General features: G+C 34.5%; 15 protein-coding genes and 2 pseudogenes. 12 read left to right on the top strand and 5 right to left on the bottom strand.

Annotation, left to right across the window (positions count from 1 at the left end; translation table 11 throughout):
• Window positions 1–2 precede the first annotated feature (2 nt).
• Entirely contained in the window at window positions 3–893 is an 891-nt protein-coding gene (locus ACEWFJ_RS15450; protein WP_473689137.1) for a TIGR03943 family putative permease subunit, read from the top strand.
• Between the two features lie 235 nt (window positions 894–1,128).
• Here ACEWFJ_RS15450 and ACEWFJ_RS15445 read toward each other — a convergent pair whose 3' ends face one another.
• Complete coding sequence (locus ACEWFJ_RS15445; protein ID WP_098310481.1) at window positions 1,129–1,218, bottom strand: YjcZ family sporulation protein; 90 nt, start codon at window positions 1,216–1,218, stop codon at window positions 1,129–1,131.
• Between the two features lie 158 nt (window positions 1,219–1,376).
• Between ACEWFJ_RS15445 and cls the strand changes: the two genes are divergently transcribed.
• Entirely contained in the window at window positions 1,377–2,561 is a 1,185-nt protein-coding gene (cls, locus tag ACEWFJ_RS15440; RefSeq protein ID WP_473689136.1) for a cardiolipin synthase, read from the top strand.
• Window positions 2,562–2,593: 32 nt separating this feature from the next.
• Window positions 2,594–3,052: a spore coat protein gene (locus ACEWFJ_RS15435; RefSeq protein ID WP_473689135.1), complete on the top strand. Its 459-nt coding sequence runs from the start codon at window positions 2,594–2,596 to the stop codon at window positions 3,050–3,052.
• An 80-nt stretch (window positions 3,053–3,132) separates the two neighbouring features.
• On the opposite strand, the gene ACEWFJ_RS15430 is transcribed toward ACEWFJ_RS15435, so the two are convergent.
• Window positions 3,133–3,918, bottom strand: a complete 786-nt coding sequence (locus ACEWFJ_RS15430) for an SDR family oxidoreductase (protein ID WP_098310484.1) — start codon at window positions 3,916–3,918, stop codon at window positions 3,133–3,135.
• A 187-nt stretch (window positions 3,919–4,105) separates the two neighbouring features.
• Here ACEWFJ_RS15430 and ACEWFJ_RS15425 point away from each other — a divergent pair, with 187 nt between their 5' ends.
• The gene (locus ACEWFJ_RS15425) at window positions 4,106–4,312 is read left to right on the top strand and encodes a hypothetical protein (protein ID WP_098310485.1); all 207 of its coding nucleotides are present in this window, start codon (window positions 4,106–4,108) and stop codon (window positions 4,310–4,312) included.
• A 106-nt stretch (window positions 4,313–4,418) separates the two neighbouring features.
• On the top strand, window positions 4,419–5,039 hold the full coding sequence (locus ACEWFJ_RS15420; RefSeq protein WP_473689134.1) for an NAD(P)-dependent oxidoreductase: 621 nt from the start codon (window positions 4,419–4,421) through the stop codon (window positions 5,037–5,039).
• Window positions 5,040–5,065: 26 nt separating this feature from the next.
• Here ACEWFJ_RS15420 and ACEWFJ_RS15415 read toward each other — a convergent pair whose 3' ends face one another.
• Window positions 5,066–5,548 (bottom strand): DUF456 domain-containing protein, encoded by a 483-nt coding sequence (locus ACEWFJ_RS15415; RefSeq protein WP_098310487.1) that lies wholly within the window; start codon window positions 5,546–5,548, stop codon window positions 5,066–5,068.
• A complete protein-coding gene (locus tag ACEWFJ_RS15410; RefSeq protein WP_473689133.1) occupies window positions 5,545–6,858 on the bottom strand; it encodes a hemolysin family protein in 1,314 nt (437 codons plus the stop codon). Before ACEWFJ_RS15410 ends, ACEWFJ_RS15415 begins: the two co-directional genes overlap by 4 nt.
• Window positions 6,859–7,367: 509 nt before the next feature.
• On the opposite strand from ACEWFJ_RS15410, the gene ACEWFJ_RS15405 reads away from it, so the two are divergent.
• The 3 genes from ACEWFJ_RS15405 (at window position 7,368) to csaA (ending at window position 9,593) form a co-directional block, all read left to right on the top strand.
• On the top strand, window positions 7,368–7,835 hold the full coding sequence (locus tag ACEWFJ_RS15405; protein WP_473689132.1) for a hypothetical protein: 468 nt from the start codon (window positions 7,368–7,370) through the stop codon (window positions 7,833–7,835).
• A 470-nt stretch (window positions 7,836–8,305) separates the two neighbouring features.
• Window positions 8,306–8,953 carry a cyclic di-AMP binding protein CbpA gene (gene cbpA / locus ACEWFJ_RS15400; RefSeq protein WP_098310489.1) on the top strand — a complete coding sequence of 216 codons (648 nt, stop codon included), beginning with the start codon at window positions 8,306–8,308 and terminating at the stop codon, window positions 8,951–8,953.
• 310 nt (window positions 8,954–9,263) lie between these two features.
• Window positions 9,264–9,593: a chaperone CsaA gene (csaA, locus tag ACEWFJ_RS15395; RefSeq protein ID WP_473689131.1), complete on the top strand. Its 330-nt coding sequence runs from the start codon at window positions 9,264–9,266 to the stop codon at window positions 9,591–9,593.
• A 390-nt stretch (window positions 9,594–9,983) separates the two neighbouring features.
• On the opposite strand, the gene ACEWFJ_RS15390 is transcribed toward csaA, so the two are convergent.
• Window positions 9,984–10,274 carry a hypothetical protein gene (locus ACEWFJ_RS15390; protein WP_098310860.1) on the bottom strand — a complete coding sequence of 97 codons (291 nt, stop codon included), beginning with the start codon at window positions 10,272–10,274 and terminating at the stop codon, window positions 9,984–9,986.
• Window positions 10,275–10,363: 89 nt separating this feature from the next.
• Here ACEWFJ_RS15390 and spoIIP point away from each other — a divergent pair, with 89 nt between their 5' ends.
• From spoIIP to ACEWFJ_RS15370, 4 genes and pseudogenes are all read left to right on the top strand, one after another.
• Window positions 10,364–11,518, top strand: coding sequence for a stage II sporulation protein P (spoIIP, locus tag ACEWFJ_RS15385; RefSeq protein WP_473689130.1), 1,155 nt, complete (start codon window positions 10,364–10,366; stop codon window positions 11,516–11,518).
• Between the two features lie 498 nt (window positions 11,519–12,016).
• Window positions 12,017–12,750: pseudogene (locus ACEWFJ_RS15380) on the top strand (M15 family metallopeptidase).
• A 747-nt stretch (window positions 12,751–13,497) separates the two neighbouring features.
• Window positions 13,498–13,914: pseudogene (locus ACEWFJ_RS15375) on the top strand (NfeD family protein); the annotation flags it as partial.
• Between the two features lie 13 nt (window positions 13,915–13,927).
• Window positions 13,928–14,887 (top strand): SPFH domain-containing protein, encoded by a 960-nt coding sequence (locus tag ACEWFJ_RS15370; protein WP_473689129.1) that lies wholly within the window; start codon window positions 13,928–13,930, stop codon window positions 14,885–14,887.
• Window positions 14,888–14,938 lie beyond the last annotated feature (51 nt).

Raw genomic sequence — 14,938 nt, 5'->3', positions numbered from 1 at the left:
CAATGTTTCGAGCTTATATTTTACTTGGATTTACAATTTTATTGGCACAACTTCATATTTCTGGTAATATCACGAAATATATAAATATGAAATATTCATATTTATCAACAACAGCAGCGATTATTTTAGGTTTTTTAACTGTAATTCAAATGATTATCGTATTTCAAAAAGAGCATGGTAAACATGACCATAATCATGAACATGACCATGATCATGAATGTGGTTGCAATGAAAGTCATTGTGGTCATGATCATTCAAAAGATGAAAATACATGGTGGAAACGTCTTCTTACGTATACAGTATTTTGTTTTCCGATTATTACGGGGCTCTTTCTTCCAATTGCAACATTAGATTCTGATATCGTAAAAGCAAAAGGGTTTCATTTCCCCGTTGCGGAGCCAGGAAATACAGACCCGTTTATGAATCGACAGTTTTTAAAACCTGATACGAGCATTTACTATGCACAAGAAGGTTATCGGGAACTCATGGAAAAAGAAAAGAAGGACTTCGTAACAAAAGATAAAATTGTTTTAAACGATACAAACTTTTTGAAAGGGATGGAAATAATATATAACTATCCTGGCGAATTCACGGGTAAGACCCTTTCTTTTAAGGGGTTTGTATTCCGTGATGATTCTTCTAAAAAAGAACAGTATTTTGTATTCCGCTTTGGAATTATTCACTGTGTTGCTGATTCAGGTGTGTATGGGATGTTGGTCAAGAAACCAGAAGATGCTCAGTGGAAGAATGATGATTGGATTGAAGTTGAAGGAACAATTTCAACAGAGTTTTATCAACCGTTTCACGCAAATATACCTGTATTAGAAGTTACAAATTGGCACACAGTAGAACCTCCAAAAGACCAATATGTATACCGAGGAGCCGATTCATAAAATCGGCTTCTTTTTTATAGATGAAAGCTTTATAAAATTTATCCCGCATTAACGAGCAGTAATAGCCTCACCTCAAAGTTATGCTAGAAGCAAAGATTAGGTGGAGGATACAGAAAATCTCCACTGATTAAAGTGTCACATTATCATTATAAACAGAAAAAGAACATCTAATCATTAGATGTTCTTTTTCATAGTTTTTTTGTCTACATAAAAGTTGTATGAAGTGGATAGCTAGTTAGCAAAAACAAGCAGCACCAACAATAATTAAGAGGATAAATAATACAACAACTAACGCAAACCCACCGCCGTGAACTCCAAAGCCCATTGTTTTTTCCTCCTTTTGTTTTAGGTTACAGAATACAATATGCACTTTCGGAATGATTTGACAGGGATATATGTCATGTAAATGATGTTTTTTATTGTATAGGGAAATAGTGAGGGGGAAACATATAAAAATGATAATTTGAAAGGAAAGGATTCTCGATGAGAAAACTTCTGTTCCTCCTTTTTTGTATAGGAATTATGGTGATATGGATGCATGTAGATGTAAAAGTAGGCAGAAACAGAGTAAAAGAAAATCCAATATCACAGATTCGTTATGGTGATTTTAAGCTTTATGTAGATGGAAATGATTTTTATCGAGATCTTTTTGCTGATATTAATCAGGCGAAACAATATATTTATCTTCATTTTTATATTGTAGGTAAAGATAAGATAAGCAATAAATTTTTACAATTATTAAAGCAAAAAGCAGCTTCAGGCGTTGAAGTGAAATTATCTGTGGATCGCATTGGGGGATATAAAATAAAGAAGAAAACGATACAAGAATTAGAAAATAGTGGTGTACAGTTTACGTTTAGTAAAAAGCCTCGTTTCAAAAATTTCTTTTATACACTTCATAATCGCAATCATCGCCGCATTGCGGCAATAGATGGGAATATATCATATGTAGGGGGATTTAATATAGGGCATGAATACCTTGGGGAGGATCCTCGTTTTGGAAAATGGCGTGATTACCATGTTCGTATTACTGGTTCAGGTGCACAGGATATGAAAAGACAATTTGCAAAAGACTGGGAATTGGATACTGGGAAAGAGTTATCCTCACATGAGATAACGCCTATACAAGGGAATAACAAGTATCGATATGTATTTACAGATGGAAAAGGTTTATGGGCACACTATAAAGAGATGATACAAAGTGCGAAAACATCAATTGTGATTGCCACTCCTTACTTTGTGCCCAGTAAAGAAATGATGACGGGGTTACAAAATGCATTGCAGAGGGGAGTACGATTACAAATTCTTGTACCTTTTAAAAGTGATGCTTTGCTATTAAAGCAGGCAGCTTATCCTTATTTGGAAAAGTTACTGCGTTCTGGAGCAGAAATATATCAATATCGAGACGGTTTCTTTCATGGGAAAGTGACTCTTATTGATGATAAGTTTGCAGATGTCGGAACCGCGAATTTTGATAATCGCAGTTTTTATATAAATGCAGAATCAGATTGTTTTATTTATGAAGGAAAAATTATTGGTGAAATACAACGTCGTTTGCAAACGGATTTCCAGCAAGCAAAGCAATTTTCGGAGAAAGACTTTGAAAAAATGAGTATGTGGGATAAGTTTTTGGCGAGAGTGTCGAAGGTTCTGTCATTCTATTTATAGCATACATATCAGTAGAGAGGAGGAAATATTGGATGAATTATATTGAAGAGCTCATGAGTTATAGTTATGAAGTGATATGTGTAATTGGTGAATATATGAGAGAAGTACGTGATAATGAATTAAAAGAATTGTTACAGCAACATTTACCTTACTTATTACAAGCGTATAATGAACAGATTAATTTTCAAGAAGGTGAAAATGTACAGCATGTTATTGGCAAGTATCCAGTTTCATCATCAATTGAAACAGTGCAAACTAACTATAGTGGACAAAAAGATGATATAGAAATTGCCTTTTCGTATATTTCACATTTGAAGCGGTTGGCACTTAGGTATGCACAGGTGGCAATCCAAGTGGCAAATCCAGAATTTCGTTCTTTTTTAGAAAGTTGTTTTTTGAAAATGAATCGAAACGCATACAGTGTGTGGCAATATGTTATGAAAAAAGAGTATAGCATACAAGCAATGATGGATGAAGAAAAATATGGATGAAAAAGACAGCGATACCGCTGTCTTTTTGTTATTTTCCATTCAATATGTAGCAGGAAGTAAATCTGTGATATTTAAATTCTTTATAATCCTTTTACCATGCCACCATCTACTAAAAAGGATTGACCCGTCATATAGGTGTTTGCATCGGATACAAGGAATGTGGCAAATGTCGCAAACTCTGAAGGTTGCCCGTATCTTCCGAGTGGAATGGTTGCTTTGGATTCTTTTTGCACTTCCTCTACTGAAATACCATGTTTCTGAGCAGCCAAAGTATCAAGAGAAGCAACGCGTTCAGTAGCAATTCGTCCTGGTGCAATCGTATTAATTAAAATGTTATACGGTGCAAATTCAGAAGCGAGCGTTTTTGTTAAGCCTGTAATACCTACACGGAATGTGTTAGATAGAAGTAGACCTGGAATCGGCTCTTTTATAGAAGAAGAAGCGATATTAATAATTTTTCCACCGTTCTTTTTCATGTGTGGAAGTACTTCTCGAATCATTCGAACGTAGCTTAATAAATTTAATTCAAAAGAATGATACCAATGTTCGTCTGATAATTGTTCAAATGTACCTGGCGTTGGGCCTCCGGCATTGTTTATTAAAATATCGATTGTTCCGAATGTTTGAGTGGTTCGTTCCACGGCTTGCTTAATATGTTCAGTATTTGTTATGTCACAAACAGTATAAGCAACGTTTCCGTTATTCAATTGAGTGAGTTCCTTTTGAATTTTTTGTAGTTTTTCTTCGTTACGGCTCAATAACATTACATTTGTGCCTTCTGTGACAAGTTGAGTAGCAATTGCTTTTCCTAGTCCTTGACTCGATGCAACAACAAGCGCTGTTTTTCCTTGTAATCCAAGTTCCATTTCAATCAGCCTTTCTTCCTGAATTTTTTTTAGTATAAACGAAATGAGAAAGAAATTAAAATAGATTACTCATAGTATTCGAAAAATTTACAATCATTTACCATCTCTTTACTAATTCCTAATATTTCCTTCAAAAAAGAAAAGTAATATGAAAATGTACATATTCTATCAAAAGGGGGATAAGCAAATGAATAAATGGGTTAAATCGTTAACTGCTGTTGCACTTGCTAGCTCTTTATTTGTGGTAGGTTGTAGTAAAGATGAGGAAAAGAAAGAGGAAGAGACGACGCAACAAGGAGATACGAGCAAGGATAAAGAAACGAGTGGAGAAGTAAAAGATAACGATTCGAAAGATTCAAAGGATAGTTCCTCTAGCTCTAGCGAAAAGAAATAAGTGTTATATGATGATAGAAGCTTTCTCGATCAATGAGAAGGCTTTTTTGTTGTATATTTTTGCTTTTTCAGAAACAATAGAGAGAAGTGAAGGGGTGTGAGTTAGTATGAATATATGTTTATTTGGAGCAACGGGTCGAGTTGGACTCAAAATTTTAAAATTTGCATTACAGGATAATCATATAGTGACAGCGCTTGTGAGAAATAAAGAAAAGCTACAAGTACAACATGGAAATTTTCGTATAATAGAAGGAAATGTATGGAATGAAGAAGATGTGAGAGCGTGTGTAAAGGGAGCAGATGTTGTAATTAGTGCACTAGGTACCGATGGAAATAGAACGTTATCAAAAAGCTTACCAAATATTATACATGCTATGAACGAGGAAGGGATTATGAGAATTATAACAATTGGAACGGCTGGGATTTTACAGGCACGTTTGAATCCGCAATTATATCGCTTTCAATCCAGTGAATCACGTCGAAAGACAACGGCAGCAGCGGAAGACCATGTAGCGGCTTATTTGGCTTTAGAGAATAGCAAATTACAATGGACGATTGTCTGTCCAACACACTTAATAGATGGAGAAGAAACAGCTATTTATCGAACTGAAGAAGATGTGTTACCGCTAGATGGTATGAAGATCACAGTTGGAGATACAGCCCATTTTGCTTATCAATTACTTTATCATGATATTCATTATAAAAAACGAGTGGGCATTGCCTATTAAAAAAGCCATCCTTATCATAAGGATGGCTAAAAAATAATATAGCATACAAATATAATAATCATAATGATTTGTAAAATCGCTTTAGCTATTGTGCTGCTTAAAAATCCGATAACTGTTGCAACCCCAACCATAAAGGCTTCTTGTGGTGCTTTTTTATGCATTAATTCTGTTACGAAAACGGAAAGAAATGGGATAATAATTAGCCCAAATGGCGGGAAAAAGAACGATCCAACAATAATAGAAACCATACCGATACGTTCGCTCCATTTTGTACTTCCGTACTTTTTTAAGAAATAGCTATTCGTAACAAAATCAGCAATGAAAAATATAATTGTAAATACAATTTGAATAAGCCAAAATGATTTTGTTAATTCTAAGTCGTTAATGCCAAATTGATAAATACAAAACCCAGCCCATAAAGCGAGTATACCTGGAATAATCGGATAAATAAACGCAATGAACGATATAATGAAACAAGCAATAATACATATAGTTAAAAAGGTATTCACAGCGTAACTCCTTTTTGTGTATCTATTTTACTAACGGCGATTTTTTTTATTTGATGGCCATCTAATTCTAATGCTTTGAACTGATAATTTTCATATTGAATAGTATGGCCTGGCTCAATATTTACGTCGATTGTTTGTGACAAGAACCAGCCTCCGATTGTATCTAAATCACTATCATCGATATGAAGGCCAAACATATCATTTACATCAGAAATAAGCACTTTTCCGTCAAGTAACGTTAATGTTGGATTGCGTTTCTCAATCATTGGTGTTTCATCTATATCGAATTCATCTTGAATTTCCCCAATAATTTCTTCAATAATATCTTCCATTGTAAGAAGACCTGCAGTTCCACCATATTCATCCATAATAATTGCTAACTGGACACGATTTTTTTGTAGATGAATGAGTGCCTTTTTAATTGGTACAGTTTCGAATACTGTTAAAACGGGATGTATGTATGACTCTAGCGGCTTACAGATCCCTTTTGTTTGATCATGAAAGATTTCTTTTGTATTAATCATACCGACAACATCATCTTTATCTTTTCTGATAATAGGATAACGCGTATATTTTTCGCTAGAGATAATTTCCATATTTTCCGCTAATGAATTTTCAGTTGATAAACAGATCATTTCAGTACGTGGAACCATAATCTCTTTTGCAACTCGATCATCAAATTCAAAAATATTGTTTACATATTTATATTCAGATTGATTAATTTCCCCGCTCTTATAGCTCTCGCTTAAAATAAGGCGCAGCTCTTCTTCAGAGTGAGAAAGTTCATTCTCTTTTATCGGTTGTAATCCAAATAGTTTCGTGAAAAATAGCGCTGTGCTATTTAATAACCAGATAAAAGGATACATTATTTTATCGAATATAATTAAAGGTCTTGCGAACTTCAATGTAATTTGTTCGGCCTTTTGAATAGCAAATGATTTTGGAACCAGTTCACCTAGTACCACGTGAAAGAATGTAATGACGCTAAAAGCTATAATAACTGATAATGTTTGTTTCATTGAACCTGTTATATTCATTTTTTCAAAAAGCGGCTCCAATAAGTGCTCCACAGTAGGTTCACCAAGCCAACCGAGTCCTAATGAAGTAATGGTAATACCTAGCTGACAAGCAGATAAGTATACATCTAAATTGGAAACAACTTTTCTTGCTAGGATTGCTTTTTTATTACCTTCATTGGCAAGTTGGTCAATCCGACTTTTGCGTACTTTAACAACAGCGAACTCTGATGCTACGAAAAAGCCAGAAATAAGAATGAGTAAAGCGATGATAAAAAGTTTTAGTATGTCCAAGGATATTCTTTATTCTAAATTTAGAATAAAGATGTCACCTCCTGAATAAAAGTTTTACCTTAATAATATATGGAAAAGGAAGGGATAGTCAAAGGAAGGAGGCCGGGAATGTGAAATTTTATGAAAAAATGGTCGTAAGAATATTATTGGTAGGAATTTTTATCCCGCTACTTTTGGGCAGTAAGATCCCCACCTCAAGATTTAGAGAAAGTAAAGAAGATAGGTGGGGGATAACTTCTGGCATGCACCCGATTGGTTCAACTAACCATCAGTGGGGCCCCCACTGATAGAAGTTTCACTTTATTGTTGTGCGTGATAGTGTATGGATACGCGCAATATGGCGATTTCTTTTCCATAATATTTGTAAGAGAGAAATCAGCATGTATGGGATATACAGTAATAAAAGGCCTATTGCAACAAGTGTTGGTGAACTAACACAATACTGTACAATAAATTGAAATAACCCATTTACATGAAAAATGCACTCCATATACATAAAGGAAATTAATATGGAACTAACGATAGATTTATGGCTTGCAAGCAGCGAAGCGAATAGTGTATTACTAAAAAAAGCTGAATCATGCGCATGTGTTGTTTCTTGTACTGTATATAAGAAAGGAATCCATGTTTTGATGGCTTGGATGATAAGAATTATGGATGTACTACAAATGATTAAAAGAGAAGAAAAGTATGGAAAAGATATGTACGATGCTGTGAAGAGAAAAAGAGTGATGATGATACATTGTAGTAGGACAGTGCCAAATGAAAATGGAATCCAGCGTAAAAATGAAAAACGTTTTCTATTTTTAGGAGATAACTTAATAAAAAATCGACCAATTCTAAGACTAAGGAGAAAACCGACAGTAAGTGAAAGTAAGAATCGCATCATAGATAAAAAATATAATTTCCATATGTATGGAAACAATGGGATTGAATTTTCATGTGAATCAAATGATTTTGATATGTCGTGTGGTTGATAAGAAGAAAAAAGAATGATTCATGAATCCAATCTGTCATCGGAATAGAGATAGAACGAAAATGTACAAAATGATTAATCATTGTATATAGTACTTCAAAATAGGATTGGTTGTCGTTTAGAAGAGCAGCAGGAATTGGGCTAATAAGAATAATAGTTATAAAGCCCAAAAGACAACGATACACATAAGTGATAATAGAAGACACTATATATTTCACCTACTTTTATAAAATTCTGAAAATTATTACTATTATTTTAACGTTTCTTTTTGAAAGATACAATCTGTTTTCGATAGGAAAGGAAATTTTCATATGATATCTTCTTCCATATTTGTTGAAAAAATGAAAGATTTATGAAGAAATGATGACAGATGATGAATGAAATCAGAAAAATTAAATATAATATTTATTTTTTTCTGAAAATATTATATATTTATGACACAGAAAATATTTTAACATAAGGGGGATTTTTATGAGGGTAAAAGGAAACTATGTTTCAAAAAAAGAAGTGTTGTTTTGTAAGGATACATATACGTTGCAAGAAGCGCTAGATCATTTAAATAGAACCGGATATCGCTGTGTTCCAGTTCTAGATAAAAAAGAAGAAACATTTTTAGGGAATATTTATAAAGTAGATATTTTAGAATATAAAGGTTCTTTAGATGATAATGTGAAAGAGTTATTGCGCAATAAAGATGGGTATGTAAAAGAAGATTCTTCATTCTTTAAAGTGTTCTTTACAATTAAAGAGTTACCATATATTGCTGTTGTGAATGACAATGGATTTTTTCTTGGTATTTTAACACATAAAAAAGTATTTGAGTTACTAGAAGATGCATGGGGCCTTCATTCTAGTATGTATTCAGTTATGGTCGGAACACAAGATTATAATGGTGCTATTCAAAAACTATCAACTGTACTGAAAAAATATAGTGGAATTCAAAGTCTAATGACATTTGATAACAACGCACTATATGTACGTAGAATTATGTTTACATTAGGAGAAGGATTTGCGGCAGAAGAACTACAGCCGCTTTTAAAAGATTTAGAAGATCATGGATTCCGCGTTATACATGTAGAAGAAATGAAAAATTCACGTGAAGTGGAAATTGTAGAGTAAGAGGGAAATCCATCTCTGAAAATAGGAGATGGATTTTTCTTATCTAGTTCGAAAGAATTGCAGGAAGTACAAAAGAAAGGTGCATAGGCATCTTTCTTTTTTGAAGGGAAATAAAAGTAACTGTCTAATATGAATATAAAGTGAAACTTCCGTTAGTGGGGGACTTCATCCCCCACTAACGGAAAGCTCTCACCAATCGGGTTTTTACGGGCAGTTATCCCCCACCCATCTTCTTTGCTTCTTTCTGAATCTTGAGGTGGGGGTTTTACTGCCCGTTAATGCGGGATAAATGGCAAGGAGGAATATAAAAATGGCTACTTTTGAAGATTTTATGAAATTAGATATTCGTATTGGGACGATTTATCGAGCAGAAGTATTTCCTGAAGCTCGAGTACCCGCTATTAAGCTAGAGATTGATTTTGGCGACCTTGGAATGAAACAGTCAAGCGCGCAAATCACGAAACGATATACGCCGGAAGAACTTATTGGAAAGCAAGTTGTTGCAGTTGTTAATTTTCCGCCAAAACGAGTGGCCGGATTTAAATCTGAAGTACTTGTACTTGGCGGCGTTCCTGGAAAAGGTGATGTTATTTTATTAGAGCCAGGTATGGAGGTTCCCAATGGAACAGCAATTGGCTAAAAGTATGAAAAAAATGGACATGTATAAGCATTTCAAAAGGAAAATCTAATCAGTTTCTTTAGAAGTAACGTTCAATGTACCAATAAGAAAAGAAACGGTAAAAGATTGGAAGAAAGCAAAGCATACTAAGCCAAAATACAGAAGGGTCTGTCAGAAGTAAAATGAAACCAATACAAAGTGTGTAAGAAGAAAAAAATTTGCCAAACAGTGTGTTTAAGGGAAGGAATTTGGACAAAGGAAAGCGGAGTTCGTGTAATTCTTGTTCAAAACAGCAACCATGATAAGTGAGGATTTGAAAAAACAAAGCAACTGTAACGAGATCACGCTTACGATAAATGCACTTTTTACATTTATAGCAACGTATATAATTTTTCATCATAGCACCTTCCTTTAATTTCTTATGCTTGAAATGAGTTTATACAGTATTAGATATAAAAAATATATACCGATATACGCACCAGTAAGAAGAAATAAAGGGTTTAATAATATACGATGAATGGTTGTCATAAAAACAGTCTGCTGAAGTAATACATCGTATACAGTAAATGCAATAATGGTTCCAAATCCATATAAACAAACATACGCAAATATATCTAACCAAATGCGAATACGTGGATGTACCGCAAGTAAAACAAATAAACAAGATAATATAATAGGAAATAATCCAATCATCAGTTTCAATTCTTTTCACCTCAATGCCAATATTGCCAAATTGCATTTGGTCTATTCTCTATAGCTTGTACATATGTTTATAGGGAGAGGGTGATCTAATGAGTCGAAGCTATTTTTATGTGAAACGGACAAGTCTTACAAAATTTATTTTTCTATTTTTAATAGGAATAATGGCTGCTTTTTTGTTTGTTAGTATGATCGTAACATCATTAAAAGAAACAAAATCAATGTATTTATATAAATGGTTAAATGGCCTTTCTATGAATGGATATATGTATGTGCTTGGTTCAGAAAATCGTTACTTTACACAAGAATATCGTCATTTAAATGCAGATTTTTCTATCTCTTCTTTTCTTTTATCTGCAATGACAAATATCCGCTTTGATGACGTTCGTAGTTTAATTGGAACAGAACTTCCAGGTTTTTCGAAATATGACACGGAAATTGTAATTGCTGGAGAAGGAACAAACTATACAAATTTGCCTATTGAATCGAGCGTACCTCTAGAAGAGCTTGTAAAAGAGAGGACAGGAGAACAAGGAAATCCTCAAAAAACAGATTCAAATAAAGAGAAACCGAAGCCAGCACAAACGACGGGAAATCGGCAAGTAGTATTTATTTATCATACACATAGTTGGGAGTCATATTTGCCATTATTAAATTTAACGAATGACCCGGATCCAAATAAAGCCACCAGTGCAACAACAAATATTTCTTTGTTTGGAAACAGACTTCGTGAGCAATTTGAAAGTCATGGGATTGGAGCAGTAAATGATACAACGGACGTGGGTAAAAAACTAATTAGTAAAGGGTTAAACAGTAATAGCTCTTATAAAATGTCTCGTGAGATTGTTCAAGAAGCTATGGCTAGCGATAGACAGCTTCAATATTTTTTTGATTTGCATAGAGATAGTGCAAGGAAAGATGTAACGACGAAACAGATTGGTGATAAATCATATGCAAAGTTGGCATTTGTTATTGGGAAAGGAAATAAAAATTATGCAAAAAACCTACAATTGGCGACAGCGCTGCATGAATCATTAAACGAAAAGTATCCTGGATTGAGCCGAGGAGTAGTTCAAAAAGGTTTTAGTTCAGGAAATGGGGTATATAATCAAGACTTATCCGGTCAAGCGATTCTAATTGAAGTAGGCGGTGTTGATAATTCAGAAGAAGAACTCAATCGTAGTATTGATGCGCTTGCAGAAGCGTTTAGTAAGTACTATTGGAAAGCGGAGAAAGTGAATGGTTAAGCGTAAGCAAACGTTGCTTACGCTCTTTGTTTTGTATCGAAATTTGTCTCTTTATCTTATGAAAAAGGAAAAGGGATTTAGAAAAATAGTAGCGAATGTTCATTTATCCCGCATTAACGGGCAGTAAGCCCCCCACCTTAAGATTGAGAGAAAAGCAAAGAAGATAGGTGGGGGATAACTGCCCGTAAAAGCCCGATTGGTTCAACTAACCATCAGTGGGGGATGAAAAAACCCCCACTGATGGAAGTTTCACTTTATAAAATGGCTCTTGTAAATAATTTTATTATGTAAACAATGTAACCGTAATGAGTAGGTAAATTGCAGTATAGGAAGCAAAAGCATCTCTGAAATTTTGAAATAAGTTGAAGCGAATGGTTTAAACGGATAAGAGAATGGGGAAAAATATATGGTATGCGATGTTTAGAATTAACTGTTATTGAGCGTAACGGAAGTTGATGAGTATTGTATAGAAAAATTATTAGAATAAAAGGATGTTATATGAAGAGAAAATGGATGTTGTTTAGTGTAGCGATTGTCATTGGAGTGATTGCAATGCTGCAATATATAGAGCATAAGGAAAAACAAGCAATAGAAGCGCAAGGAAACGTTGTTTTTCCAAAGGTACAAGAAACAATTGCAAAAATTGAAGGAGGGCTTGCGGTTGTTAACAATCCAGATTCAACTCTTGTCCTTGTGAATAAGAAAAGGCGTTTGCCAAATTTGTATGAACCGCAAGATTTAGTAATACCAAAAGTTCGTTTTCTATATGAAGGCGATAATGAAAAAAGAAAATGCGTAAAGAAGCTGCTACAGCATTAGAACGCATGTTTCAACAAGCGAATAGTGAAAAAATCTCTTTATTTGCTGTTTCTGCATTTCGTTCATTTGAACGGCAAAAAGCATTGAATACGATGTATAAAAAACAAGATGGGGAAGCAAAAACAGCGATGTCTAGTGCAGTACCTGGTACAAGTGAACATCAAACAGGGTTAGCGATTGACATTACATCACAATCTGCAAATTTTCAATTAGAACCTTTATTTGGAGACACGAAGGAAGGAAAATGGCTTGCTGAAAATGCTCATAAATTTGGCTTTATTATCCGTTATGAAAAAGAAAAAGAAGCGATAACAGGATATACGTATGAACCGTGGCATGTGCGCTATGTTGGAAATCCATACGCGACGTATTTATATGAAAATCAGTTCACTTTAGAAGAAGTTATAAAGTGAACTTTCTATCAGTGGGGTTTTTCTTCATCGTGAACTTATCTTCTTTGTTTTCTCAAAATCTTGAGGCGGGAGTTTTACTGCTCACAAGTAGCAAAATAAAGTAATGATGATGGAGGAGAGACTGGTGGAATGATGATGCTATATAAGAAAAAAGTATATGCGTAAACAAGAAAGCGATGTTTCTATTTAAGAAACATCGCTTTCTCACTGTTACGTATACGTAAGTGGTAAACATCATAGTGTAAACAACAGTGCGACGTATATATGACTGAATTAGCTAAATACGTAGGAAATGTTTGCTTAGATAATGTAATGGTTTCTTATCTAAGTTATTTATTGCATGGTCTCATTTGTGAAAAAATATTTTTTGTCATTTTTTGAGAGGATTTGTCATGTGTAATAAAGAATATATTAATATATCATTTTAATATATTCTTCATCTAATAGATGTGATACTACATACTTTCTAGTAATAGTAAGATTTTATTATTTGTGAATGGGCGCCTCAGCTTTTTAGTGGTTATTCGATACAACGTGATAAAGTGAAACTTCCATCAGCGGGAGGGGCTTCATCCCTCCACTGATGGAAAGCTCTCACCAATCGGGCTTTTACGAGCGGTTATCCCCCACCTATCTTTTTTACTTCCCTCAATCTTGAGGTGGGGGTCTTACTGCCCGCGAATAGCGGGATAAAGTTTTCTTTCTCTCATATACATATAAAAAATAGAATGGAAGCGAGGGTTGCACATGGCAGGATGGGTGATTTGGTTTGTCATTGCCGGACTTTTATTTATTGCAGAGATGCTGACTGTTACATTTTACTTATTATGGCTTGGAATAGGTGCAGTGGTCGGAGGTCTAATTGCGCTATTTGTACCAAATTCTTTGCTACTTCAAGTTGTAATAGCATCTATTGTCAGTCTTGTTTTGACAATCTTTACAAAACGTATTTCCAAGAATTTTCGGGAGGCAAAAGGGTATACAGATGCAGTTGATCAACTTGTTGGTAAAAAAGGTATAATAGTGCAAACGATTACAAATGAAGCGAATGGCATTGTGAAAATAGATGGAGATATGTGGACTGCTGTTTCAGATGAACCAATTTTAGATGGAGAAAGCGTTATTGTTGTAAAGAGGAGCAGCACAGTTGTGCATGTGAAAAGGAGTGTGAACTATAATGGTTGGTTTAATATTATCAATTATTTTAGCATTAATTGTTATTGTATTTATCGCATTAACAATTAAAATTATTCCGCAGCAAAAAGTAGGTGTTATAGAGCGCTTAGGTAAATTCCAGCGTGTGATGCACCCGGGTTTAAATATGATTATCCCGGTTATTGATCGTGTACGTCTTTATCATGATTTACGTATCCAACAAACCAATGTACCACCGCAAACAGTAATTACAAAAGATAACGTACAAGTTGAGATTGATACGATTATTTTCTATCAAATTGTTGACCCAGAGCTGGCGACATATGGTATTTCAAATTATGAATTTGGGGTTCGTAATGTTACATCTGCAACAATGCGGCAAATCATCGGGAAAATGGAGCTTGATGAAACGTTATCTGGTCGTGAAAAAATTTCAACAGAAATTCGTTTAGCACTTGATGAGGCGACAGAAAAATGGGGCGTTCGTATTGAACGTGTTGAAGTTGTAGATATTATTCCACCTAAAGACATACAAGTAGCGATGGAAAAACAAATGAAGGCAGAACGAAATAAACGTGCAATTATTCTCGAAGCAGAAGCAGCAAAACAAGATAAAGTACTTCGCGCAGAAGGGGAGAAACAAAGTAAAATCCTAATGGCTGAAGGTGATAAAGAAGCGCGTATTCGAGAGGCAGAAGGTTTACGACAAGCGAAAGAACTAGAAGCGCAAGGGGAAGCAAAAGCAATTGAAGAAATTGCGAAAGCAGAACAAAAACGTATTCAAATGCTGCGTCAAGCAGGACTTGATGAGCGTGTTCTTGCATACCAGTCATTTGAATCATTAACTGAGATTGCAAAAGGACCAGCAAACAAAGTGTTCCTTCCATCAAATGCCGTTGAAACATTAGGAAGCTTAGGAGCAATTGGAGAGCTGTTTAAAGAGAAACAGCTGCCTTCTATAGATACGAAAAAAGAACAATAGAAACGAGGAAGAGAAATGGTTGCCATTTCTCTTTTTTTGAAGATATATTTG

The sequence above is a fragment of the Bacillus sp. EA-CB0995 genome (genome assembly GCF_055814245.1).
The sequence above is the reverse complement of the archived record's forward strand: the minus strand, read 5'-3'. Positions and strand labels throughout refer to the sequence as shown.